Source organism: Candidatus Poribacteria bacterium (genome assembly GCA_026706025.1).
Lineage (GTDB): Bacteria > Poribacteria > WGA-4E > WGA-4E > WGA-3G > WGA-3G.
Genome location: JAPOZO010000011.1, coordinates 48,032 through 69,174 on the forward strand (window position 1 = coordinate 48,032; position 21,143 = coordinate 69,174).

The window sequence follows — 21,143 nt, forward strand, 5'->3', positions numbered from 1 at the left end:
TATGAATTGGAACAGGTTTTTTCTTAGGTTGACAACCGCAGCTTCAATCATTCTATCTGTTGTTGTTGGTGTGATTAAGTATAGTAATAGTTATAATGGTGCGTCCGCTTGGTCGCTTGGCGTAGTTACATTCATCTGTGTGTGGATACTCTATTTCGTCATCAAATGGGTGATAAAAGGGTTGAAATGAAGAGGAATAACGATTGATGAAGTTAGACAAACTCAAAGCATTTTCACACGGCTTTCAGTCTAAAATGATCGCTGGTTTCCCACAACTGACATGCCCGACCTGTACAGCCAGGATACACAAGATATTTAAAGTTAACGGCAAAAATGTGTATAAATGCGAGGCTTGCGAAAAGATATGGACAGAGAAATAGAGGAAATAACACGTGACTGTCAAGGAATTGAAGGAAATGTTGGAACAATATGATGACGATATGCCGGTTGTTGTCGATCGCGAAGAATACGGCTACCTTGAGGTAGAGAGGGTGGAGCGCGTGACGCAAATAGGGGCATATAAAGGGTTTCTTCAAGGGTTTCTTCAAGGAAACGACAAGGTCCCGGCACTGCGTATCGTCGGAAAACCTTTTTAGGAGGAAAATATTGAAGATCACGATTGAAGTTGAGGACGCGCATATCAAAGACTATTTCAGGAAAGATGGTGCGCTCCGAAAGAAAGCCATAATGCCGATCATAAACGGTATCAATCACTGCACAACAGACCTCATATCCCGTGAGAGCCTGATAGAAGTCGGTGTGAATCACAAAGGGCTTTTAATCTCGGTACGCAGAGAGGATGAAGAAGAAAATGTTTCGTAAAAGGAATTATAGCTTCTATAGATGCTTAGAATTTGTGTTGCATGAGTATTTGGGATATTTATCACTGAATTATCCGAGATTCAAATTCTATGGCGGTCGATGGTTTACCAAACTACAATGGAAGGCAGTGGAAAGACAAATGTTGCGGGGTCAAAAGATTCTGGAAAAACATTTTCCTGAAAGACACCAACAGCAAATAGAAGCAGCGAAGTATCTTATAGAAAACCCACTCCCGATGCCGACAGGGTAAGGAATAACGATGCCACCCAAGAAACGGAAAATCAACAAGAAATCGATCGGCTATAACGTCTATAAGGCACGCAAAGCCGCTAAAATGACTGCCAAAGAATTGGCAGATGAAGCGGGGCTGAAGGTCACGTATATCGTGGATCTCGAACGCGATGTACTCACGGACGTGCCTGCGGATGTGCTCGCTACGATCGCCAGAGCGTTAGACAAAACGATTGCAGATTTGCGGGGCTTACCGAAACGCACCGCGCCACCGGGTACGAAACCCGGCGAAGTGCTGCATTACAGGAGAAGTAAGACATGAAAAAAGGCGATAAGGTCCGGTTCAAAGTTGTTCATTACACACAGAACCGCGCGGCTGGTGTGGAAACAGACGTAGTGAAGGAAGGCAAGTGCATTGGGCATGATGGGGAATACCTTGTCGTGCGCGTTGGCAGTATGAAGTTACCGTATATTGTCCACCCGGATAGCGTTATTTGTGAGGTGTAGTATGTCAGCACCGATCGCACCGGAGTACCAGCAGTTTATAGACGAACGCGCTGCATCCTACAGGCAGATTATGGTTCTGCGCAAACTCAAGGAGGCACCCGCTCTCGAAGCTTTCATCGCAGCAATGAATGAACTCAATGAACAACTCGCATCAGCACTGGTCCTAAGCGTACCTCAGAGCAAGCGAGGGCTACATATAATCAGCCGTTAAGGGAGCACATCATGGAACACACGGGAAATTGGTTTGAATACAAAGACAATATCCTCAACCTCGACAATATAGAGGGGTTTCGGGTGCATAAAGCCCGGAAAGAGGACATCGCCTACTCGGATATATCCACGGCAAAAGGCAAAAAACTGTGGATACTCCATGCAGGGTATACCGCGCTCGACAGTTTCAAGTCCAAAGACGAGGCACTCCAGGTCGCACGCGATATTATTGCCGGGAAACATAAGGTGAAACTCCCGAAGTGAGGAACATGGCGAAGAAACACAGGGCACATCTCGTTTTTCCGATCCTACCGTCGGAACTGCAAACCTTACAGCTCGGGAAACTTCCTGAACATATCGAGGTCGGCGGTCTGATCTTCACACGCTACGAGGTCGAGAAAGCGTTACGCCGGTGGCAGCAGACGAAGATGCCGTCGCCGTTGAAACATCCGTCCCGGTCGGCGTATCTAAAAAAGTGTCAGGACGCGCAGAAAAGCGCGGATATCGCGGTTCGACGGATACGGACGGCTTACGCGAAAGTCCAAGAAGATATTGAGGTCGCGAAAACCGATATTCTCGTCAAGATCACAGACAAACAAGAGCTTGAACGCGAGTTACAACACGAGATCGCACTCCGGCACGCGGCGGATAAAGAAAAGAAATACGCCGAAGACCTTGTTGACGCACAGCAAAACAAACTTACGTCTTCAGAACACCAGAACGTGATTTTACAGAAAACCCTGGAACGTTATGAGATCCGATACCAGACACTCCGCGCCGAATACCCCTTAAACTGGCTCCAACGGTTTATCGGCTGGGTGTTCAGGATATGCTAATGATAGGAGAAAAACCATGTACCTTGTCCTACTCACTGATAACAATACGCATGAACGTGCCTACGCTGTAATTGAGGATTCACACCCACTTCTGCGATCGACGCTGCAGGCACTCGCAAACACACACAGATGTCAAGTCATTGCCCGGCGGCTGCTCGGACCGAAATCGGAGGAGGAATTGCGATTTGAGCCTAACATTCCCGTATAGACCCTATCGGAAACGTATACCGCATCCACCGTTATCTACGACGTGTTTCCCATGCCCGTCTTGTGGTGCTGAGACGAACCTCTGGTGTCGCGACACACACGGACGGGAGGCTGAAGGCATCTGTGAGGCACGCAAAGCGATATACACAACGGTACACAACCAGTATGTGCAAAAAGTTAAGAACGGCAGATTACAACTCCATGTCATGACAAACCCTGAAATCAAACAGGAAATACAAACCCTTATACAGGAGGCAATCACTGATTATGCAAAATGAAAGTTTAACACCTGAAACTGAGGAACTCACAAAGCAGATGCCTTATGAAGATTTGAAGTATCCGCTGCTGCAGCGCGGGATCATTATCCCCCTGGCAATGACGGATTATATTGAGGGCTTGATCGCTCGCGATACACTCAGCGACGCGGAAGTGAATGCGATCCGTCAAGAGATGCTGCAGATTTTTCAAGACAACGGAACGGAAGTACCATCTGATTTTCATGCGAACTTTGATACATGGTTTCCGCGGAATAAACCTAACAATACAATCGTGGAACAATAAAATCGTGGAGAGCGGGGTGGACGCAGTACACTCGCCTGGCTGCTGATACCTTTGCTGCTTGCGCTACTGGAACCGGCTCTCCGGTAGGCGTGGTGCGCACCACGCACCTTTTAAACACAGAAAACCCTCTACCTGTAATGGGATAGAGGGTTCTGTGTTTGTAGATCAGACTTATATCATTCCTCCGTAAAGGGAAAGTAGAAGTCTGGCAAATCTTGCCAAGCATTCTCAAGTATTTCCGTTTGGCAGGAACGGCATACATCTGAAACCCAGCCGTCATCGGTTTCTATTGCCATTTCATCGTCATCGATGCGGTAGAAGTCGCCGCAGTATCGACAGTGTTGTACATCCATGCGTCAGTTTAGTCCTCCACTTCAGCGTCGGGGTTGATCGGTTCAGCATCCGCCCAGACGCGTTTCCTGTAAGCGATGAGTTCTTCAATCACGAAGCCTAACGCCTCTGGCGACTGGAAGCGTAAGAGCAAATCTAACTTATCGGCTTCCGATTCACCGCCTAACTTAATCACCAAATGCACCTGTTCGGGCGGTAATTCCGCGTTCAGATCGGGATGCCATTCCACGATAGAGAGCATCTCCAGCGGAAGATCATAAGCATTCGGGCGTTCAACCGACTTTCGCCGTGTGACTTCAAAACTCTGGGGTGGTTTAATTCTTTTCTTTCTCATCGAGATCTCCTTTATCACGGTTTTTCTCTATCTAATACTTTTACACACCACTATCCTTTACATAACCGCAAAGTTTACACTTATATTGCGCGCCATAAGACGGATACGGTTCATAATCGTGTCCGCATTTGAAGAAGCATCGCCATTGGCGACAGAACGTCTGCCACCACTTTCTTCGCTGTTGACGTTTTCGCTGTCGGACTCCCTCATATTTATCCATTGAATATCAGGGACGCGTCGCCGCGCCCCTGCCTCTTTAAAGACCCTTCGCCATTTGGCGGAGCCTACTTATTTTTATAACACCACATAAAGCAGATAGCCCCTGCCTCGTCTTTCTCATAGCCAACTGCTACCAGCATGGCAACGAAGGCACTACGGAAGCCACGCGTATCTTTCCATTTTTCCCATGTATCATAGCTTGGCCATTCCGCAGTATCCGTTTCCACGTCCGGAGACACTCAGGTTATCTCAGTCACCCAGTTCTCGCGCGTTTCAACATCGCGCTTCATAGATTCCAAAATATTGATCCACGCATTGAGCTGTGGCACAGGCATACTCTTACGGAAGGCTTCTGCTTCCGCTTCATCAAACTGATCCGGGAAAAGTCCTGTAATCTGACATAGATTTTCCACAGAGCAATCATAATGTATACATGCTCTTTCCAGACCGTACTTCATCCGAAAATCGTTGAGATTTAATTTCAAAAGTGCACACACAAGCTCGCCAGCAACAGTATTCAAGCGGTTCGTATCACGGATAAGCATAACGAGGTTTGCGAGGATCTCCTCGGGGACAACCGAAAGCGGAACCGCACCCGGAGACCGGCTGTTATCTTCAAACCAGACACTATCACGATTCCCTGAGAAACACACTTTTATACTGATAACCTCGGCATCCGGCAGAATATCAGAAACGCGAAGCTCTTTTTGTATAGCGGTCTCCGTTGTTTCCTCCGGGACAGGTGCCTCAATCAACGGCTTCGGTACCGGGATTTTCTGAACCCAAGATGCGTCCGTTTTTATCGCGGTTGCGACCTCCCGCATCTGATACGCCTCACTCTCGATTGTCGCTGTGAACTTCCTTGCGGACGGCTCCTCGCTGTCGATAAGCTTCTGAAAGGTGCCAGCATCTTGTCGGCGGAACGCATCCGCATTGAATAGGAGTGTCGTTTCACCGACGGGACGCGGGTATGCCTGTACGGCTTCAATGAGCGATTTGCGGTGCTTACGCCAATCTGCCTCTGCCTTCTTTCGCTCTTTTTTCAGCGACTGTTCCTCGGCATCCATGAAGCCGGTAAGCCAATCTGCTTCGTCCTCTATTGCTGCGGTGACAGCATTGTGCGAATTGATAATCGCTTGAATCTGCTCCGCATCGCCAGACTTCCGCAGATCGGTATCGTAGTCGTACATCTCCATTTGGAAGTCCGTATACGGCTCACCTTGCGATCGGACGAACTCAGCGAACCTTTTGCGCATCGCTCTGAAAGGGGACGACCACTTATCTTCTTGCGGCGCATACGCCTTTTTGAAAACCTTGTTAGTGGTTTCAACGGCTTTCTCAAAATTCTCGCTAAGCGACTTGGCTACCCGATCCGCCTGCGTGGCATCCAGACACGCCTGAAGGAACGCGGCATCTTTGGAAAGGACAAGGTTGTGGAGTTCTCGGAGCTGATTCATGGTGACATCTTCGTACGGATGCCAATAAGAATCTACTTTCCATTCCTGCTTCATCCATGCCCGAACCTCATCCATACCGACATCGTGCGTCTCGCCTAACTCGGCGATGTCTATCTCTATGTCATCCCAAAAATCGGATTTCTCGTCATCCGAGGCATCAACGAAAGGCTTACGGATTTTGACGATCTTGCCTGCTGCGTCCTTACGCTCCGGCGAGGCAGCCAATTCCCGAAGCCGTGCGAGCCGACCGTCGGACACCGCCCAGATCCTTAACTTCGGGGAATTGGTCTCCAGGAGTTCGACGACTTCAGCCCGCCACCGCCGGATGTTGGTATCCGGGATATTCCAGAGTTCATGTAAGGCAGAATTCGTCTGCTCAAAGAATTTCGGGAGCAGTAAGAGCTGCGTAACAGCGGCGCGCTTCTCTTTGTTCGTGAAGGGTTGACCGATACCCGTATTCAGCGCAGGATCGAATTTGAAGTTATCGAGGTGCATCATCTCGATAAACGCTTCTTCCTTGCCGTCGTGAATGTGTGCCAACACCTTTTCGAGTTTCGCATTCGTGGCGGCGAGGGTGCGGTGCGCGCCACACGCACACACGTACGGTAACTCGGTTTCAATGTTGGCAAGGTTTTCAGATCGAAAAACATCTATCGGGAATTCAGGCAGGAACCCCTTATTCGTCATGGATTCCGTTATATCCAAGATGTAGTTCTGGTTGAGATCACGGTTATTCAAAACTTCATAGACGTAAATCTCAGTAGGATCTATCCATTTCTTTTCCACGTGTAAATCTCCTTGACTTCGGTTTCACGGCGTGATAGAATACACACCGCAAAACCGTTATAGGAACTACGCTTTTTGCGTAGGGGTTTTGTAGGGGTGCTTATGCGCCCCTTATACTTTATCTGAACACGAAAACAAATTGAGTTGCCGCGGACGGGCGGGTGAGTCAAACAGCGCGGGCTGGATACCCGTACCGCCAGACGCAGCAAGCATCGTTTCGAGACTCTCAAATTCTTTGTATGCGTTAGGAACAGCGTCTTGGGAAAACAGGCGATACACATCGCCGTCAATCTCACCGTGTCCGATGACCTTCCCAACGCTGTCCATGAGTTGAAATTCTTTGACCATCGTTATAGCCCTTCCTTCTCGCAGTGGTATTTCACTGACCACAGCGATTGATCTAACCGCACAGCGCATTCCTCGTAACTCAGCGGCGGATCCTGCGCGCGGTATGCCTTCAACCGATCTAACTTGTCGGGTGTCATCCGATTGACGCGTTCGGTCCAGGCGGTTTGTCTGCGGCGTTTGACTTCCGCAACCTCGTAGCCCCGTGTGCGTGCCACAAGGATAACAAGGTGTCGATCGACACTTGATCGCCCGACACCCGTTTTTTCGGCGATCTCGTCATACGTCAGCCGCTCCCAAGCATCGTAAGGCGTGGTTGGATCCTCAAGCCACGCTTGGATCTTTTCTTTCGCGCTAACTTTCGCCACCGTTCTGACCTCCTTCATCCGTATTCTCTTTCACGAAATCAGCAACGACATCCCCAACAGCGTGCCACATCTCCTGTATAGTCGTTTCCTGCATCGCGACTTCGTGGATGAAATGTAACGCAACAGCTTCTTTGCCACCACCATAGAGAAAAAACTCCAAGCAGATGACTTTATCAATATGGGTGCTGCTATTGCCGTTTGTGTTTTCTGTCTCCGAAACACGAGCAACATGGATCAAGATCACCGAGTCGCCCGGATGCATCGCAATCTTGAACTCGCCCAACCGCTCCTGCGCAAAACGCGGCGTGTCGGGCATCTCGAATCCAAGTTGTTCAGAGAGCAGCGCAGCGATCTCCGCGCTGCGCAGATACGCTTTGAGGTTGCCATTGGCATGTGCATGGCTGACTTTGCCTTGAAACCTTTCAAAGGTCAGTACCTGTATCTGGTAGCAACCTTCGGTAGGGTGAATATACTCGTCTGTAATGTGAATCATGAAACTCCTTTCTTTGTGACATACACAATCCCATCCTCTTCCCGCTGGTGGATCTCCCCTTGTTTCTCAAGGGCAGCCAGCGCGGAGACGAAGTTGTAGGGCGATATATCGGTATCCATGTGAAACTGAATCTGGTTCAACAGTTGCGTTTTGGTGCATTCTCCGCCCCTATCCGTAAGGGCTTTCAGGATACACTTTTGATCCGCTTGATCGGTCGCATCCGCAAAGCCTTCAAAGTATAAATGGATATTCTGATTTATAAGCAGTATTTTAACTTCTTCTTTGGGTTGTCCTGAAATAATAACCTTGCTGATGAGGTTACAATATTCATCAAACGATAATCCGTTTTGACAGGCTTGTTTCGCGCCATCAATCAACCCTTCTTTATTCAAACTTGCCATTTCGTATGAGGGACGGTTGCCCGCCCCTATCTCCTTACTTCGCCACACCCGTGACGTTATACCCGCGCTTGGCGAGTTCCGCAATCAGCGAATCATCGCTGGCACGGTGTACCGGTGTGGCTTGTTTCTTCTCTGTGCCTGCGACAAGCACAGACATCAGTTCGAGAGCTTCGCGTACTTCGGCATAATTGACACCGAGATACTTCTGTGTTGTGGCAACATTCTTGTGTCCGAGCATCTCTTGGACAACAAAAATATCGTTGGTTTGTGAATACAAGCGTTGCGCGAACGATTTACGCATCGAGTGCGTGCCGAGCTTACCGTTGAGTCCTGCCTTGTCAAACGCTGCCATGAGCGCGTCGCTGCCTGCCTGCGTGGTCATCCGCTTGGGTGTCCCATTTTTGTTCTTGACGCGTGAGACGAACAGCGGTGTGTCCTTATCGACTGCGCCGAACAGCCCTGCCCTTTCCGTGTGCCATGCCATGATGTCTAACACCGCAGCCCGACCGTCCGCATTTAGCGGTACCGCGCGAGCCACCTCGCCACCTTTGACGATCTCCTTGTTGTAAAGCACATCTTTAACAGGCTTGTCGTTCTGCCACACATCGCCGATGGTGAGCGATAAGAGCTCATCAATGCGTCCACCGATGGAAACACCTAACAGAAACAGCGATCGGTTACGGATAGCGAACTGTCCCTCAAAAGATTCTGAAACCGCTTTGATTTCTGCGTTGTCAAGGGGTCGTGTGCCTTTCATGGTGTGTCCTCCAGTTGTTTATCAATGCGTCCTAACAACAGGGTTCGGATCGCTTCTTGTCGTTCCGTATCCGCGATCCCTTGCTTTAGGGCAGCATCAATGTCATCAGCGGTGACCAAATCCCAGTGTCCTTTCTCGTCGAGTAAGTGTTTCACTACGTCTGCGCCTTGAAATGCAAGTTCGCAGAGCCATGACTCGTCAGAGTGAGGCAGTTCCCAACCCTGTGCCAGCAAATGATCCAACAACGAGGCGGGGCCCGACGTAGCGTGCCGATGCGCACCGCGCGAGAATATCAACAGACCGCTTTCAATGATAATCGTGTAAGGCGTACCGTCCAGCACACCCTCTAAAAGTTTCAATGTGTGTGTCCTCCTGTGTCCTTATTATAGCATATCCCAATAGCAGTGTCAATAATAATGTCAATTATTTTTACAGGGGCAGTCACCTGCCCCTGTTTCCGTTTATCGGTGTTAGAGTTTTGCTAACTCGGCTTTGGCGAATTCCACGTCCATCTTGTCGATTTGCGATAACATGTCCTCGATCTCAGCGACTGGCATTTCCACTTCGTCAGCGTTCAGCGCAGCAGACAGCACAGTGGAAAGCGCGCGCAGCGATTCCCGGTCAAGATAGACCAGTTCGTCACCGCGGCTCCAGCAGATATGGAATTTGTCTCTCTGAAAATCATAATTTGGCATCGTTTGCCCCTTCTGTTAGTTGTGGACGCGACCGAAGCCGCGCCCTGTTTGTTATTCTTTGGTCAGGCTGTCCCCTATATTCTCAATCGTGCCATCAACAACATCAGCAATAAAAGACGCTAAAATGTCTTTATCTATGTCAACGCGTAGGCAATCCCTCAAAGCAGCACCTAACGTCACCAATAGCGTTGCGTCCTGCTTGAACTTTGCCTCTTTATGCTGTTTGGCTGCCTCTGGCGTGTGTCCGAGTTTTTGATAGTCCTGTAGAGACGGCAAATAAGCCCTTACAATTTCCCCTACTTTTTCGCGCGTCTCATAGGTATATCGCAATTCTTTGTTTTCGTAAAAATAACCCATTTTTTTATCCTTCTGGTTGTGGACGCGACCGAAGCCGCGCCCTGTGTTCTTTGTTAGTTAAAAGAGTGTGGTTTGTTCTGCCTCTGTATCCCCGAAAAGCGTGAGTTGCTTCGTGAGTTGCTTCGGTGTGTGTGTCTCCACTGCTGGCAATTCGGGTGCTTCCGAGGGGAGATCGCAATCTGTCAAGATCGCTGTCTCTGCAACCGTGATAGTCTCCTGTCCGATGCGTCCCGCGTCGCGCTGGCACAAGCGGAACGTTACGGCGTGTCCAAACGGATAGAAATTAGGGTCTGCCTGTGTCTCGATACGCTCACCAGAGACAACCATAAATTCATCTCTGCCGTTGCGTCCGATGCCTTCAAGGATAATCAGTTCGTCCATTGTGAAATCGGGGAGACTCGCGCCTCCCCGTCCTCATGCTTTGCTAAATAAAACCTTCTTCCTTGAGTGAAACGAAAATCCCATCTCCGATCACGATGTGATCTAATACCTTGATGCCGATCTAGTTGCCTGCTTCTATCAACTGCTTTGTCGCCCTGATGTCCTCCTGTGATGGCTGCGGATCGCCTGATGGGTGGTTATGTGCCAACACGATAGAATTCGCGCTTTCCTCTATGGCAAATCTGAAAATCTCGCGCGGGTGGAACACTGAAGCGTTTAGCGTGCCTTCAAATACGGTTGTTTCGTTTAGCACCTTGCCCCACTTCAAGTCACTGGCAATCTCGCCCGCTTTGCCTGTGCTGGTAACACCGCCCTTTGTATCAAGTGCCAACACGACAACGATTTCTTTCTGAAGATACCGCAATTTAGACATAAGCAGTTCGGCGACATCGCTCGGCGCGGTGATCTTCGGTTTCTCGGCATGGAACCGCGCAAGTCGCTTGCCTAACTCAAACGCTGCCGCTATCTTCTCGGATCGCGCTTCGGTCAAGTTCGCGATCTGCTGCAGCTGCTTCGGTGTGCTGTTCGCCATGCGCGCAAGGTTGTTTTCATAAGAGACAAGCATTTCCTCAGCAACGACCAACGGCGCGCCGCTCACTTTCGCGAATAACTCTGTATCGCTCCAGTGTTCAATATCGCGCTGTTTCGCCTTGCCCCTGATCTCTGAGAGTATCCGCTTTTCGGCGGCTGCTTCTTCCTTTAGCGTTCTCGCTTCCGCTTCGGCTTCGGTCTTCGCGTCAACCTCGCCCTTGACTTCCTCCACAAACCAATCTGGCGCGATCGGCTCAAAAGTCCGCTCTCGGTAGATCGCACGCTGTAAGTCCTCAAGGTCGATCAGTCCGTTCAAGTCATCAGCAACACCGCCGAAATGCACGCTGATCTGCTCGTGTTCCGCGCCTGTTTCCTCGTCAATCTCCGAGTAGCCCGAAAACTTGACAATCTCCACTTGTCGCTGTGCCTGTGTATCAAACAGAATATGCCCAATATCCAAGTCATCAACGCCTTCGTCAAAGCGCGCTTGCGATAATTCTATACGCATGATAAAATATCCTTTGAGTAAGAGAATGGACGGCGCGGGTTGTAGTAATCCCGCGCCTGTCCGTTTTTAGATAACATGTTCGACAAAATTTTCGTGGAACTCCATCAAGTCCATCATGCCGAATTCATCTAAATATTCGACCTCTACCACATCATCATAAACCTCTAAGACAACGCCCGTGACTTCAAAGCCGTTTTCATTGACCGCCACCGCGTCACCGCTCGCGAAATTCTTTTCCACTGGTTAATCTCCATGTGTAAGATCGCGCTTGATACCTGCACCAGAACCGCTGGCACTTAACCCACGCCTCGAGTATCAACCGCTTATTCTGTGGGATTTGGCGCGCCCCGAAGGACGCACCCGTTTTTATGGTAGAGCCTTAACAGCATCGTGAAAATTAGCGTCTGTCAATTCCGCTTTGACTTCTTCAAGCGATTTGCACGCCTTGATGGCTTCCACGCCGCTCTCGACGCGCCCGATCTGGTTTTATGCGATATACCCCGCTTGTTGCTCATCTGGCAGCCCACCGAGTGGGTTACTGCTCCCTGTGCTTGCCAAGCCCCTTGCTTGGTATTCTGCGATCGCTACCGCTTCAATTTCTGCCATCAAGTTAAACGCTTCGGCTTCTCCGATCGTAGAACCTGATAACATGAAATCTAACGCGTCCACGAGTCGCTTTAATTCCTCATCGTGCATCGCTCTGATCCGTTCTTTGATATTGTCCATGTGATACCTCCATGAGTGGGTTATAGGCGTTTTACAATGATTAAATCACGATGCCCTGCATCCGATTTGACATTATCAGATTCCCGTATAAACTCGCCATCATCGCCTGCTTTCCACGCACGATTAAAAGTCGTTGCTGGTAGCATACGATTTGCCAAGCGCGTTGCTAACGCCTTCGCGCCACGCAACGATTTGCTGGATACTATCTTCTCGATATTGCTATATCCATGTTGGAAAGTGTAATGCCTAACGATCACCTTAAAATCCTTGCTCAGACATTTACGACATACGCCGTTGGTTAGAAGGAAAAAAGTATACTCACCGCACTTTGCGCAATGTTCTGACATTCTGTGCATGCCTCCGTAAAGTGAAGGACGCGCCCCGAAGGACGCGCCCGATCTGGTTGATTATCTCCGCTTGTCTGTCTTGTCTACATGGTAGGCAACGATAAACAGCACGATGCAACCGAGTGAAGAACCACCGAGTAATAAGGCAGTCCCACCACTGAGAAATCGCACATTTGGCAGAACCTCATACCCGTAGCCCGTCATTGCCGTAGCAACACAGCAACAGGCAAGGATTACACCGAATAACATACGCTTATAGGTCATTTTGTTCGCTCCTTGTGTAGTTGGCATAAAAAAACACGCACCGCGCGGGTGCGTGATAGACTAATGAACCCACGTCACGTGCATGAAAAAAGCATAAAAAAGCGCGATCCTTGAGTGTGTCAAGCCGCGTCCTGCTTTTTATGCGCGCGTGGGGTTCATATCTTTAATTTTGGGTAATTCTGTATATTTTGAGCGATCTGGGGATCAGTCCGCTCCGTTGGGGGTATTATAGCATATCCCAAGCGAAATGTCAAGTGAATTGTGGGGTTTTGGGTGTTAACTTGGCAAAATCTACCTTTTAAGTAGTTCAAAATCACGATTTGCGCGGGGTTCGGTGGCAATTTCAGGCATGTCCCAACGCACACGCCAGCACGCCAACGCGCACGCATGGGGGATTTTTCGGCTCAGAGAAAGGGGTATGGGGCAGCATCGCACCGCCACCACTACACCCCCCGCATCGGCGGGACTAATGATTCTTGTATCCAATTTTCAAAAAAAAAAATTAGAAAAAAGAGAAATGAAATTGTCCTTGAGGGGTGCTATTAGAATTGAAATTTGACTTTGTTGAAAAAAAATTGTAGAATTATATTACCTTGGCGGATAGGGTTGTCAGCCGGCACGTCTATGTGTCGGTCCTATCCACTCCTCTGACAAGGATTATGCCAAGTGTCAAGGGAAAGCCCTTTTCATATCATCAATGATATACACTGCGATAAGGAGTTGTATAAGATCTAAGTCTAACAGTTTTCTTACAGGTGTTTTACTGGGTGCTTTACTCATAATCCTGATATATTTCGCAGATGATATACTCAACTTTATCGGTAATAGTGGAGACAGTTGGATTAAGTGGATACTGCTGATCACAACTGCTATAAACACTTCCCTTATTGTCTATATTCTCAGATTAACTAAGAATAATAACGACAGGAGTTAAATTATGTCAGAAACGCCAGGAACATATCAGGTAAAGAACAAAAACCCTACAACAAACAACAACATGCGCAACAGATTTTCGGCTTGCGGTTTAGAGATACTTAAGCAGGTTGTGCTGGATGTGTTATACCATGCGGAAGAAGTCACGTATAGAGGGGACCAAAAGACGCATAGAAAACCGCTTCTCCAACCGGAGGAAATTCGGAAACGACTCGGTTTAAAACATTCCACATATACTGCTGGTACCACCAATGCTTTGATTCTTGGTGTTTTGGCACATCTACATGATGACGGGCATGTTTATCATGAAGTGAGTTACGGATGGATAATCACAGATAACGGAATAGCATTCGTTGAAAAATAAAAAAGGGTAGTGTAGGTATGAAACCCACCAACCCTAATATGGTGATATATGCGTTCAATTGAATTCGGTATAGGCTTTGAACTCTCACCGCATGGCGGTTTTATCCTGGATGTTCGTGAAGAGCGTCATAAACTTATTGGATTGATTATGATGGCCTCACACGGTCAAGGATATACCGTTTGCCCAATGGTGAAAAAAACTTTAGAGTTCTCTAAAGATATACCCAACAATATGCGATCCCCGAAAAAAGTACAAGAATGGGTCATTGAACACGTCATTGCTTGGAAAGAGCGGAAGTATACGATACTGAACCCATTAATACGGGCACTCGACGCGATTCCAAGATTTATATGCACGTTTCAAAACATCCGATTCCAAATGATTTTACTGCAATTCCTAATTGCGTTACCGCTGATTGTTTTTGCCTCCAGACTTCCGATGAAGCTCACTGGTGGCATCATAGCGATATTGGCAATTCTGAATACAGTGATTTATTCCAAAGACTTTTTTCGGTAGTTATCGCTTATGTCAATGTATGTGAAAATATAGCTTCGCTGGTATATTTTCACTGAACTTCAATATAATTTGAATTTTTTGCTTAAATACTCTATAATTTTTAAGCAACCTGTCCACTATTCATGCTGTTCATTAAGAGTTCACCACAACTCTTAATCGTACACATAAATAGCGGTATCGATCCAAATAAGATGGATATTTGGGGATACGACTTTATTAAACACTAAAAGTCGTCTGGTTGTCAAATCAATTTACCGATTGTCGGCATCAGGGGCGAGGAGTAGCTACCTCACTGGTGGGTTCTCAACCTACCTTCCCTGCTCTGCCAAAACATCATGACAACGGTAATTGACGATCGGTCTCCCTATATCTTTTTTCAGCGAGTGGTCTCGCTGTTGTGTATAACATTGAACTATTTTATTGACGAATTGTGTGTAGAACGCCGGTACGCTTTGTTTGTGTTGGAGCGGCATATTCTACATTTAACCTTTTTGATTTCACAGGTCCGAGCGTTCCCGCGCTCGCCATACCTTCAGTAACGTTGTGCGCCGAATTGGGTTGCATAACGTGATAGGAGATTCTTATGCTCAGAGATTACAATAAACTCTCAGAGATCAACTTTTCCCTTCCCGCAGTCGAATACACAGATCAACACGTGCAGGGCATCATTAAACACGATCTAACCTACCTCGCAACCTCTTTTTTCCTGAGTCTGCTTGGCAACATGATCGCCGAGACAGGTATCCTACATGGGGCGCGTATCTCGAAACTCGCAAAACGCATCGGTTGTACGCCGTCATGCTTCTACGGCAAGGACAACCTTATTGATGTGATCAACGCAACCGGAATGGCAACGCTTTACATCAAAAACAAGAAGGTTTACGGGCGTATCCATCACCCGCCAAAGAAACGCGGCAGCAAGAACCCGCTCTACAATCTGAGTATCTCGATGACACACCGGATATGTTTACAAGGCTTGCTCGCGAACACGGAAGCGAAAGCCGTCATCAGAATGTTGTTGATACTCTCAATGCATTGCGATTTGGATAGCGGTGAAATCAACGTTGAGAAACGGGCATGTGAGTGGGCTGAGATGATTAGACTCTCGCGAACATCTGTAGAACGTGCTATTGATTGGATCAACGAAAAAGGCTTTGCACAGCTGGACCGGGATTACATCGTTACGGGGCATCTGAACTACACAGCGATGGCGCGTGGCTTCCTTCGCGTGTATGCCGAACAACAAAAAGAGCTGAACGCGCAAGCGAAAGCCGAGAGAGAAGAAGGCGTTGTTAAGCCAGATTATTTAGACATCGAACTGAAGCTCTACAAGTATTTTGGGATCAATGCCAAAGGATGGTCAAGATACTTACTCCGGGAAGCGACAAACTATCTGCTCAAAGGGATTATACCAGAACCCCAATTGGCGTGAGCAGATACCGGTGGCAGCGTGAAATCGAAGGCACGTTACCACTGTGTCCAAGGGACTTATCCACAATTTTACCAACAATTCATCCACAACCTTCGGCAACCTGTGCAAACCAAAATAGTTCTGAAAGGGGATTTTCAGATATGTGACTTTTGAAATAGACACGTGCAACGGAAAAATCGGGATTTTTCGGGAACGCTGATACCCAGTGGGTTATCGGCTGCTTCCGCGCGAATTTAAAGTTAATTTTAAAATTCGAGGGAGTACCCTCTTTAAATTCTAAATATTAATTGTTTAAGCGTGTCCGCGGACACGATATATAATTTTCAAGGAAGAGAAGAAAAAAGAAAAAATTGACAAGGTAAACGGAGGACAGATCCATGAATTTTGACGATTTACTTCAGCCAGAGTATTTGGAACATCACGATGATCCAGACTATCATGTGTCGTTAATCTGCGATGAGTGTAACCAACCTTTTGAGTGTCAAATTGATCAAGCGTTTGCGGATCTGGCGTTCAAGGAAGACCAGGGTGTGCCGATTGTTTGTGCGGTATGCCAGCCACAAGACCCTGATTTGTGAAAAAAAACAAGTAAAATTCAGAATTAACTTGACAATTTTCTGAAAAGTGTGATAGACTTTTAGATACAGGCGAAAAAAATCTTAATATTCGGCGATAATTGCGCGAATTTTGCGAAATTATCACTTTTTTACAGGCGAACTGTGCCAAGCGGCACGGATTCGTCTTTTTTTGTTACGGGAGGCAACCGTCATGCCCGCTGAAAAATTAGATGTGCCGCGACTCTCTGGTGAAGCTCTAAAATTTGCGCAAAACATAGTTGCGATTCGGATGCCTTATCGCCAGGCGGTCCAGGCATTTTTAGATAGTTTTCCCGAGTATTTACAAACAGGGATCGAGAACGGCTTGAATGAAAAAGAAGTGTTTGCGTGTCTCGTGGAGCGTTTTCAGCGGATGATTCATAGTACGCAAAGGGTCAGTTACCGAAAGATCAAAGAAACCCAATCAACGCTGAAGGATCTTCTCGACTGTATACCTATTGCAAGTCCATTTACCCGGCTTGTTGAGTTGGAAAAGATGCGCCAAGATCCGGATTCAATAAATCCGAATTTCCTAAAAGTGTTAGGTGCAGCCGCGCGGGAAGTCGAACATTTGATGCCGCGTGAACGGACTTCTCCATTTTCGGGGCTACCCGATCTGATACCCAAACAAACCTCGTCTGAAACTGAAAAAACTTCCTCTGAAACACCTAAACATGACGCTTTTGGTGGAGCGATGATGAACCATGCTAATACAGGAAAAGAAACTTCCGAAAACAGTTGAAGAAGAGCGCAAGGAACTTTATAACTCCAAAAAGGGCAAAGAGTTACTTGCGGGTGCCCAGAAACTTCAAAACGAGATCCAAGGTATCGCCAATAAAGCGATGCTGGAAGCCAAGAAAAAGAAAGGCACGACCGGCATGGATTTCGATGAGTTGGACAACGTGATGGACGATTTTGAGCAACATACGCATCGCCCTGCGATTGGTGCTGTAAGTTCAAAGACATCCTCACAGGTTGCGCGCTATGTGTTCCGAGACCGGAAGTTGCGGTGTGTCCACGACCCCTATAAAAACAACAGGAACAAACTATGGAAACCGCTGTTCTCGAAGTAGCCTCTCCTGAGAACGAAGTTGTTTACGCGCCGGACCCGATCGACATTGTTGTGCCGTTCCCGCAGATCCGCTTCAAAAAGACGGGGCTGATCTATCAGGAATCGATTACCGAGAAGCAGAAGGTGTTTCACGGGTGTGAGGAAAAGTTTCGGGCTGTGCAAGCGATGATCGGCGCGGGCAAATCCGCGATGGCGACGATAGAAGCGTTCCGGCATTCCTGGTACTACCGGAGCAATTTCGGGTTCATTATCCGTAAATCTATCCCGCAAGCGAATATCTCAGCGATCCCGGACTTGATGGATGTCTGTCCGCGGTGGATGATTATCTCATGGAACAAGACCGACAAATGCTTGGAGCTCTTGAACCAGTACGGCTACGAGTTTCTGAAAAGCGGTGGCGAATCGCTACGGAAGGGTGAGCAGTATGATTGGCTTCAGGAGATCGGCGGCACGAGCCAGATTATTTTTACCTCGTTTGAAGGCACGACCGACGCTTTGGAGAAATGGGCATCGTCTAACTTGGGCTGGTATTTCATTGACCAGGCAGAGCAATCCAATGAAGACATCTATGTAAAACTCAATGAGCGGATGCGGCGGATGCCGTCGGCGCGACAGGCGTGGTTTATCGCTAATTTCTCTCGTGATATTCCGCAGCAATCTGGATGGTTGTGGCGGTTTTTCTCCGAGGAATCGTCCGAACACCGCGAGAATCACTGGTATACCGATGATATGCCGACGGATGCCAACAAAGCGAACCTGCCACCCGACTATAAAGCGACACTCAAGCAGACGATGCACCCGGACGACTATGCCCGTCTCGTGAGTGGCGATAAGGACAAGATGAAGATGTCGAAGTCGGTGTTCCCGGAGTTATCGCAAGATGTGCATGTTACGGACAAGCATTACGAACCGCCGACACATTGGTATCGTGGCATCGGCTTAGACCCAGGGTTATCGAACCCGACAGCGTTTGTAGAGGTGGCGTTTTCGCCAAATGGCGATGTCTATGTCTACAACGAATATGAAGAAAAGAACCGTGCGGTGAGCGATGAATCGGTGCTGCTTCGGAATATCATCACCCCGCAGCATATCTTCTATTTCATGGACGGCATTGATGGACTGAAACGTAATAAAGTCACGATGACAAGTTTGCAAGCGGAATATATTGCGCACGGGATACCGTTCCAATTGGCACCACGAGAGGTTTTACCGGGTGTTCAGCGTATCAAAGAGTACTTGAAGTTCGACGAGAAACGGATGCATCCGTTCACTGGCAAACAGGGTGCCCCGCGCATGTTGATTTCACCGCAGTGTGTCAGACTCATCCAGGCGTTGATGCTTTATCGGTTCGATGAACGTAAGACGCATACCGTTTTTGAGAACGAACCCGAAAAATTCCGTAAATGGAAAGACCACCTCGTCGATGCGTTGCGTTTCATTCTCGCCGGTGCGACGCTCCCGATCGGCGCGAACCAAGAGATGCCAGCGTATTCACCCGCAGGTGCGCCCCGATCGACAGAGGGACCGATCACGCAACTGCAGTATACTGCACAAGGCGGACTCGATTTAACGCAATTAATACGGACTGCGAGAGAACCTGTGCCGACCCAACAGCCGAAAAAGACAGTTTCAAGACAACGACAGACCGCATGGTCACGAGGAGTTACGGCAAATGCTTGACTTAGGACATCCTGTTACTTTCAACGAGTATGTCGGGGATACCGACGAGAACGGGCAACGTGTGGATCGTCAGTTCCGGTATTATCCGCACGCAGAACCCCCTGTGTTGGTGACCGATGGCGGTGCTGGCAGCTCTGAAGAAATGATGCAGGAAGAATCTATCGCGTATGGCGAAGACGGGATAGCGATTACTGCCGACACACAACACGAACTGCTTGCTTTTTACTGGCAGGCGACAGAAAAGCTCCGGACTTTTCATGATAAAGTCGCCCGCGGCGAGATCGAACCTGCGAATACGCCCGACGGTAATCCGCCCCGTGAGGAAGCCGAAGACTTACCACCGCCGAACATGAACGGAAACCATTTTACCGAGCAACGTAGCGGAATGCCACCTGTTACCGACGTACCGCCGTCGCAGTCGCAGCAACCCGAAGCTGAATTGCCTCCGTCAGGAACGACAATCGTCGATATTCAAACACTGACGAACATGCAGTCTCGGCTGATTGTGGCTGAATTTCAATCTGTTATCGACCTACAGGATATGGTCATCCAGACGCAAAGTATACTCCTATCCAATGCACTTGAACCCGACTCACCACACCATCAAATCATGGAAACATGGATGGACAAGCTCGAAGAAAAGAGGATGAACCTTTATGGCAGCACAGGAGAAACTGAAACAACTGATTGACGAGGCTTTTGACGAGATTGAGCAGTTGTATCAAGCGCGAATAGATGCCGCACACGCCAAGATCGAAGAATTGGAAGCAAAGGCGCGACTCCAAACCGAATCGGAAACGGATGCCCGGATCCGTGAACTCGCCGCACGCGAACAGATGTCTGTAGAAGCGTGGCTGAAACGCGAAATCAAGCACGCTGCGGAATTTGCGGATATGCCGTTCATCCGGGTGCATCCTGACTTCTATGAACGGTTGAAAGCGCACGCGATAGCGAAAGGTGTGATGCCGGAATTCTTAACCACAACCCATGCAGCAACACGATACTTTCAGTCGCTGATTGATAACGGTCTACTCAATGAACGCGAATTAGATTGATGCTACAACAGCAAGTCAACCCCCAACTTCAACCGCAACCGATCGACCCTGAAGCGTGGTTAGTCTCGCAGGGACGGCTTCAAGCACAGAACCCGGACAACACGCCGCCAGCAGAACGCGCCGCGTTGGTGAAGAAGTTTTTGAAAGAATCCGAGAATTCGCAAATCCGGCAAGACGCATTGCGCTACTGGGAAGAAGCAGATCGGTTGGTGAAAGGGTATCACTGGTCGGGTATGGTCTCAGGTGCCGACGATTACCAGCTCGAGTTCCATTTTGTTGCCAATTTGATGTATAGCATCAAAGAGAAGTTGGTCTCGTTGCTCGTTGAAGGTGTCCCGGAGATGGAGTTCTTAGAACGCAATCCGAACCAGACGGATTTTGCGGTGCAGATGGATAACTTCTTCCGGCATGAATGGGAACGTAATAACTGGATGGCAGCCCTGGTCATCGCGCTTGATGAAGCGATCAAACACCGGACGGGCTGGCTGAAAGTCTTTTGGGATGTCCGCGCCGATGGCGGTCGCGGTGCCGTCCGGGTTGAACCGGTCTGCAACTATGACCTCTTTTTACACGAAGGCGCGATGATCCGAGACGGCAAGTTGGAATCGAAGTATGTGATCCACCGGATGGACAAATCAAGACTCGAAATTCTCCGACAATGGAAAGTCGATCCGTCGGGCGAGTTTCAGCGACATTTGGGACAACAGACCGGACGACAAGATCCGGGGCGACCGTTTTTGG

41 protein-coding genes are annotated in these 21,143 nt (G+C 48.4%); 22 read left to right on the forward strand and 19 right to left on the reverse strand.

From position 1 onward, the window contains the following. Position 1 precedes the first annotated feature (1 nt). The 12 genes from OXH00_02850 (at position 2) to OXH00_02905 (ending at position 3,374) form a co-directional block, all read left to right on the forward strand. Positions 2-190, forward strand: coding sequence for a hypothetical protein (locus OXH00_02850; GenBank protein ID MCY3739938.1), 189 nt, complete (start codon positions 2-4; stop codon positions 188-190). Positions 191-392: 202 nt separating this feature from the next. Then, the gene (locus OXH00_02855; GenBank protein MCY3739939.1) at positions 393-596 is read left to right on the forward strand and encodes a hypothetical protein; all 204 of its coding nucleotides are present in this window, start codon (positions 393-395) and stop codon (positions 594-596) included. Positions 597-606: 10 nt separating this feature from the next. Next, a complete protein-coding gene (locus OXH00_02860) occupies positions 607-822 on the forward strand; it encodes a hypothetical protein (protein ID MCY3739940.1) in 216 nt (71 codons plus the stop codon). Positions 823-949: 127 nt separating this feature from the next. Next, positions 950-1,072, forward strand: coding sequence for a hypothetical protein (locus OXH00_02865; GenBank protein ID MCY3739941.1), 123 nt, complete (start codon positions 950-952; stop codon positions 1,070-1,072). 9 nt (positions 1,073-1,081) lie between these two features. Continuing rightward, positions 1,082-1,375, forward strand: coding sequence for a helix-turn-helix transcriptional regulator (locus OXH00_02870; GenBank protein ID MCY3739942.1), 294 nt, complete (start codon positions 1,082-1,084; stop codon positions 1,373-1,375). Beyond that, complete coding sequence (locus tag OXH00_02875; GenBank protein ID MCY3739943.1) at positions 1,372-1,560, forward strand: hypothetical protein; 189 nt, start codon at positions 1,372-1,374, stop codon at positions 1,558-1,560. Before OXH00_02870 ends, OXH00_02875 begins: the two co-directional genes overlap by 4 nt. A gap of 1 nt (position 1,561) precedes the next feature. Beyond that, complete coding sequence (locus tag OXH00_02880) at positions 1,562-1,771, forward strand: hypothetical protein (protein ID MCY3739944.1); 210 nt, start codon at positions 1,562-1,564, stop codon at positions 1,769-1,771. A gap of 11 nt (positions 1,772-1,782) precedes the next feature. Continuing rightward, entirely contained in the window at positions 1,783-2,034 is a 252-nt protein-coding gene (locus OXH00_02885) for a hypothetical protein (GenBank protein MCY3739945.1), read from the forward strand. A 5-nt stretch (positions 2,035-2,039) separates the two neighbouring features. Further along, on the forward strand, positions 2,040-2,606 hold the full coding sequence (locus OXH00_02890) for a hypothetical protein (protein ID MCY3739946.1): 567 nt from the start codon (positions 2,040-2,042) through the stop codon (positions 2,604-2,606). A 16-nt stretch (positions 2,607-2,622) separates the two neighbouring features. Further along, on the forward strand, positions 2,623-2,814 hold the full coding sequence (locus OXH00_02895) for a hypothetical protein (GenBank protein MCY3739947.1): 192 nt from the start codon (positions 2,623-2,625) through the stop codon (positions 2,812-2,814). Continuing rightward, positions 2,792-3,091: a hypothetical protein gene (locus tag OXH00_02900; GenBank protein MCY3739948.1), complete on the forward strand. Its 300-nt coding sequence runs from the start codon at positions 2,792-2,794 to the stop codon at positions 3,089-3,091. Before OXH00_02895 ends, OXH00_02900 begins: the two co-directional genes overlap by 23 nt. Beyond that, positions 3,081-3,374 (forward strand): hypothetical protein, encoded by a 294-nt coding sequence (locus tag OXH00_02905; protein ID MCY3739949.1) that lies wholly within the window; start codon positions 3,081-3,083, stop codon positions 3,372-3,374. Before OXH00_02900 ends, OXH00_02905 begins: the two co-directional genes overlap by 11 nt. 176 nt (positions 3,375-3,550) lie before the next feature. On the opposite strand, the gene OXH00_02910 is transcribed toward OXH00_02905, so the two are convergent. The 19 genes from OXH00_02910 to OXH00_03000 form a co-directional block, all read right to left on the reverse strand. Then, positions 3,551-3,727 (reverse strand): hypothetical protein, encoded by a 177-nt coding sequence (locus OXH00_02910; GenBank protein MCY3739950.1) that lies wholly within the window; start codon positions 3,725-3,727, stop codon positions 3,551-3,553. 8 nt (positions 3,728-3,735) lie between these two features. Continuing rightward, positions 3,736-4,059: a hypothetical protein gene (locus OXH00_02915; protein MCY3739951.1), complete on the reverse strand. Its 324-nt coding sequence runs from the start codon at positions 4,057-4,059 to the stop codon at positions 3,736-3,738. Positions 4,060-4,116: 57 nt separating this feature from the next. Then, positions 4,117-4,269, reverse strand: a complete 153-nt coding sequence (locus tag OXH00_02920; protein ID MCY3739952.1) for a hypothetical protein — start codon at positions 4,267-4,269, stop codon at positions 4,117-4,119. Between the two features lie 74 nt (positions 4,270-4,343). Next, positions 4,344-4,517 carry a hypothetical protein gene (locus OXH00_02925; protein MCY3739953.1) on the reverse strand — a complete coding sequence of 58 codons (174 nt, stop codon included), beginning with the start codon at positions 4,515-4,517 and terminating at the stop codon, positions 4,344-4,346. Next, positions 4,518-6,521 carry a hypothetical protein gene (locus OXH00_02930; GenBank protein ID MCY3739954.1) on the reverse strand — a complete coding sequence of 668 codons (2,004 nt, stop codon included), beginning with the start codon at positions 6,519-6,521 and terminating at the stop codon, positions 4,518-4,520. Between the two features lie 111 nt (positions 6,522-6,632). Next, positions 6,633-6,869, reverse strand: coding sequence for a hypothetical protein (locus OXH00_02935; GenBank protein MCY3739955.1), 237 nt, complete (start codon positions 6,867-6,869; stop codon positions 6,633-6,635). A 2-nt stretch (positions 6,870-6,871) separates the two neighbouring features. After that, the gene (locus OXH00_02940; GenBank protein ID MCY3739956.1) at positions 6,872-7,234 is read right to left on the reverse strand and encodes a hypothetical protein; all 363 of its coding nucleotides are present in this window, start codon (positions 7,232-7,234) and stop codon (positions 6,872-6,874) included. Then, complete coding sequence (locus OXH00_02945; protein MCY3739957.1) at positions 7,221-7,727, reverse strand: hypothetical protein; 507 nt, start codon at positions 7,725-7,727, stop codon at positions 7,221-7,223. Before OXH00_02945 ends, OXH00_02940 begins: the two co-directional genes overlap by 14 nt. Further along, on the reverse strand, positions 7,724-8,119 hold the full coding sequence (locus OXH00_02950) for a hypothetical protein (protein MCY3739958.1): 396 nt from the start codon (positions 8,117-8,119) through the stop codon (positions 7,724-7,726). The genes OXH00_02945 and OXH00_02950 overlap by 4 nt, the downstream gene beginning before the upstream one ends. Positions 8,120-8,162: 43 nt before the next feature. Beyond that, on the reverse strand, positions 8,163-8,885 hold the full coding sequence (locus tag OXH00_02955; GenBank protein ID MCY3739959.1) for a tyrosine-type recombinase/integrase: 723 nt from the start codon (positions 8,883-8,885) through the stop codon (positions 8,163-8,165). Next, positions 8,882-9,244, reverse strand: coding sequence for a hypothetical protein (locus tag OXH00_02960; protein MCY3739960.1), 363 nt, complete (start codon positions 9,242-9,244; stop codon positions 8,882-8,884). The genes OXH00_02955 and OXH00_02960 overlap by 4 nt, the downstream gene beginning before the upstream one ends. Before the next feature lie 111 nt (positions 9,245-9,355). After that, the gene (locus OXH00_02965; protein ID MCY3739961.1) at positions 9,356-9,580 is read right to left on the reverse strand and encodes a hypothetical protein; all 225 of its coding nucleotides are present in this window, start codon (positions 9,578-9,580) and stop codon (positions 9,356-9,358) included. A gap of 51 nt (positions 9,581-9,631) precedes the next feature. Then, a complete protein-coding gene (locus OXH00_02970; protein ID MCY3739962.1) occupies positions 9,632-9,937 on the reverse strand; it encodes a hypothetical protein in 306 nt (101 codons plus the stop codon). Positions 9,938-9,994: 57 nt separating this feature from the next. After that, the gene (locus OXH00_02975; protein ID MCY3739963.1) at positions 9,995-10,318 is read right to left on the reverse strand and encodes a hypothetical protein; all 324 of its coding nucleotides are present in this window, start codon (positions 10,316-10,318) and stop codon (positions 9,995-9,997) included. 121 nt (positions 10,319-10,439) lie between these two features. Beyond that, positions 10,440-11,417: a hypothetical protein gene (locus tag OXH00_02980; protein MCY3739964.1), complete on the reverse strand. Its 978-nt coding sequence runs from the start codon at positions 11,415-11,417 to the stop codon at positions 10,440-10,442. A 66-nt stretch (positions 11,418-11,483) separates the two neighbouring features. After that, complete coding sequence (locus tag OXH00_02985) at positions 11,484-11,657, reverse strand: hypothetical protein (GenBank protein ID MCY3739965.1); 174 nt, start codon at positions 11,655-11,657, stop codon at positions 11,484-11,486. 246 nt (positions 11,658-11,903) lie between these two features. Further along, the gene (locus OXH00_02990) at positions 11,904-12,143 is read right to left on the reverse strand and encodes a hypothetical protein (GenBank protein MCY3739966.1); all 240 of its coding nucleotides are present in this window, start codon (positions 12,141-12,143) and stop codon (positions 11,904-11,906) included. 20 nt (positions 12,144-12,163) lie between these two features. After that, a complete protein-coding gene (locus OXH00_02995) occupies positions 12,164-12,490 on the reverse strand; it encodes a hypothetical protein (protein MCY3739967.1) in 327 nt (108 codons plus the stop codon). 60 nt (positions 12,491-12,550) lie between these two features. After that, entirely contained in the window at positions 12,551-12,754 is a 204-nt protein-coding gene (locus OXH00_03000) for a hypothetical protein (protein ID MCY3739968.1), read from the reverse strand. 937 nt (positions 12,755-13,691) lie between these two features. Between OXH00_03000 and OXH00_03005 the strand changes: the two genes are divergently transcribed. The 10 genes from OXH00_03005 to OXH00_03050 form a co-directional block, all read left to right on the forward strand. Then, entirely contained in the window at positions 13,692-14,051 is a 360-nt protein-coding gene (locus tag OXH00_03005) for a hypothetical protein (GenBank protein ID MCY3739969.1), read from the forward strand. Positions 14,052-14,099: 48 nt separating this feature from the next. After that, positions 14,100-14,567 (forward strand): hypothetical protein, encoded by a 468-nt coding sequence (locus OXH00_03010; protein ID MCY3739970.1) that lies wholly within the window; start codon positions 14,100-14,102, stop codon positions 14,565-14,567. 583 nt (positions 14,568-15,150) lie between these two features. Then, positions 15,151-15,999 (forward strand): hypothetical protein, encoded by an 849-nt coding sequence (locus OXH00_03015; GenBank protein ID MCY3739971.1) that lies wholly within the window; start codon positions 15,151-15,153, stop codon positions 15,997-15,999. A gap of 377 nt (positions 16,000-16,376) precedes the next feature. Continuing rightward, positions 16,377-16,577 carry a hypothetical protein gene (locus tag OXH00_03020; protein ID MCY3739972.1) on the forward strand — a complete coding sequence of 67 codons (201 nt, stop codon included), beginning with the start codon at positions 16,377-16,379 and terminating at the stop codon, positions 16,575-16,577. 190 nt (positions 16,578-16,767) lie between these two features. Beyond that, positions 16,768-17,337: a hypothetical protein gene (locus OXH00_03025; GenBank protein ID MCY3739973.1), complete on the forward strand. Its 570-nt coding sequence runs from the start codon at positions 16,768-16,770 to the stop codon at positions 17,335-17,337. Continuing rightward, a complete protein-coding gene (locus OXH00_03030) occupies positions 17,300-17,668 on the forward strand; it encodes a hypothetical protein (protein MCY3739974.1) in 369 nt (122 codons plus the stop codon). Before OXH00_03025 ends, OXH00_03030 begins: the two co-directional genes overlap by 38 nt. Further along, positions 17,644-19,347 (forward strand): hypothetical protein, encoded by a 1,704-nt coding sequence (locus tag OXH00_03035; GenBank protein MCY3739975.1) that lies wholly within the window; start codon positions 17,644-17,646, stop codon positions 19,345-19,347. Before OXH00_03030 ends, OXH00_03035 begins: the two co-directional genes overlap by 25 nt. After that, positions 19,340-20,038 carry a hypothetical protein gene (locus OXH00_03040; protein ID MCY3739976.1) on the forward strand — a complete coding sequence of 233 codons (699 nt, stop codon included), beginning with the start codon at positions 19,340-19,342 and terminating at the stop codon, positions 20,036-20,038. The genes OXH00_03035 and OXH00_03040 overlap by 8 nt, the downstream gene beginning before the upstream one ends. Then, positions 20,004-20,402 carry a hypothetical protein gene (locus OXH00_03045; GenBank protein MCY3739977.1) on the forward strand — a complete coding sequence of 133 codons (399 nt, stop codon included), beginning with the start codon at positions 20,004-20,006 and terminating at the stop codon, positions 20,400-20,402. The genes OXH00_03040 and OXH00_03045 overlap by 35 nt, the downstream gene beginning before the upstream one ends. After that, positions 20,402-21,143 (forward strand): hypothetical protein (locus tag OXH00_03050; protein ID MCY3739978.1); only part of this gene is annotated, 742 nt, incomplete at its 3' end. The genes OXH00_03045 and OXH00_03050, both read left to right, overlap by 1 nt.

Coding starts and splice junctions, on each gene's coding strand:
- OXH00_02850 (MCY3739938.1), top strand. CDS start 2: ATGAATTGGAACAGGTTTTTTCTTAGGTTGACAACCGCAGCTTCAATC.
- OXH00_02870 (MCY3739942.1), top strand. CDS start 1,082: ATGCCACCCAAGAAACGGAAAATCAACAAGAAATCGATCGGCTATAAC.
- OXH00_02875 (MCY3739943.1), top strand. CDS start 1,372: ATGAAAAAAGGCGATAAGGTCCGGTTCAAAGTTGTTCATTACACACAG.
- OXH00_02880 (MCY3739944.1), top strand. CDS start 1,562: ATGTCAGCACCGATCGCACCGGAGTACCAGCAGTTTATAGACGAACGC.
- OXH00_02885 (MCY3739945.1), top strand. CDS start 1,783: ATGGAACACACGGGAAATTGGTTTGAATACAAAGACAATATCCTCAAC.
- OXH00_02890 (MCY3739946.1), top strand. CDS start 2,040: ATGGCGAAGAAACACAGGGCACATCTCGTTTTTCCGATCCTACCGTCG.
- OXH00_02895 (MCY3739947.1), top strand. CDS start 2,623: ATGTACCTTGTCCTACTCACTGATAACAATACGCATGAACGTGCCTAC.
- OXH00_02905 (MCY3739949.1), top strand. CDS start 3,081: ATGCAAAATGAAAGTTTAACACCTGAAACTGAGGAACTCACAAAGCAG.
- OXH00_02910 (MCY3739950.1), bottom strand. CDS start 3,727: ATGGATGTACAACACTGTCGATACTGCGGCGACTTCTACCGCATCGAT.
- OXH00_02915 (MCY3739951.1), bottom strand. CDS start 4,059: ATGAGAAAGAAAAGAATTAAACCACCCCAGAGTTTTGAAGTCACACGG.
- OXH00_02920 (MCY3739952.1), bottom strand. CDS start 4,269: ATGAGGGAGTCCGACAGCGAAAACGTCAACAGCGAAGAAAGTGGTGGC.
- OXH00_02935 (MCY3739955.1), bottom strand. CDS start 6,869: ATGGTCAAAGAATTTCAACTCATGGACAGCGTTGGGAAGGTCATCGGA.
- OXH00_02945 (MCY3739957.1), bottom strand. CDS start 7,727: ATGATTCACATTACAGACGAGTATATTCACCCTACCGAAGGTTGCTAC.
- OXH00_02955 (MCY3739959.1), bottom strand. CDS start 8,885: ATGAAAGGCACACGACCCCTTGACAACGCAGAAATCAAAGCGGTTTCA.
- OXH00_02965 (MCY3739961.1), bottom strand. CDS start 9,580: ATGCCAAATTATGATTTTCAGAGAGACAAATTCCATATCTGCTGGAGC.
- OXH00_02970 (MCY3739962.1), bottom strand. CDS start 9,937: ATGGGTTATTTTTACGAAAACAAAGAATTGCGATATACCTATGAGACG.
- OXH00_02975 (MCY3739963.1), bottom strand. CDS start 10,318: ATGGACGAACTGATTATCCTTGAAGGCATCGGACGCAACGGCAGAGAT.
- OXH00_02980 (MCY3739964.1), bottom strand. CDS start 11,417: ATGCGTATAGAATTATCGCAAGCGCGCTTTGACGAAGGCGTTGATGAC.
- OXH00_02990 (MCY3739966.1), bottom strand. CDS start 12,143: ATGGACAATATCAAAGAACGGATCAGAGCGATGCACGATGAGGAATTA.
- OXH00_02995 (MCY3739967.1), bottom strand. CDS start 12,490: ATGTCAGAACATTGCGCAAAGTGCGGTGAGTATACTTTTTTCCTTCTA.
- OXH00_03000 (MCY3739968.1), bottom strand. CDS start 12,754: ATGACCTATAAGCGTATGTTATTCGGTGTAATCCTTGCCTGTTGCTGT.
- OXH00_03005 (MCY3739969.1), top strand. CDS start 13,692: ATGTCAGAAACGCCAGGAACATATCAGGTAAAGAACAAAAACCCTACA.
- OXH00_03010 (MCY3739970.1), top strand. CDS start 14,100: ATGCGTTCAATTGAATTCGGTATAGGCTTTGAACTCTCACCGCATGGC.
- OXH00_03015 (MCY3739971.1), top strand. CDS start 15,151: ATGCTCAGAGATTACAATAAACTCTCAGAGATCAACTTTTCCCTTCCC.
- OXH00_03020 (MCY3739972.1), top strand. CDS start 16,377: ATGAATTTTGACGATTTACTTCAGCCAGAGTATTTGGAACATCACGAT.
- OXH00_03025 (MCY3739973.1), top strand. CDS start 16,768: ATGCCCGCTGAAAAATTAGATGTGCCGCGACTCTCTGGTGAAGCTCTA.
- OXH00_03030 (MCY3739974.1), top strand. CDS start 17,300: ATGCTAATACAGGAAAAGAAACTTCCGAAAACAGTTGAAGAAGAGCGC.
- OXH00_03035 (MCY3739975.1), top strand. CDS start 17,644: ATGGAAACCGCTGTTCTCGAAGTAGCCTCTCCTGAGAACGAAGTTGTT.
- OXH00_03040 (MCY3739976.1), top strand. CDS start 19,340: ATGCTTGACTTAGGACATCCTGTTACTTTCAACGAGTATGTCGGGGAT.
- OXH00_03045 (MCY3739977.1), top strand. CDS start 20,004: ATGGCAGCACAGGAGAAACTGAAACAACTGATTGACGAGGCTTTTGAC.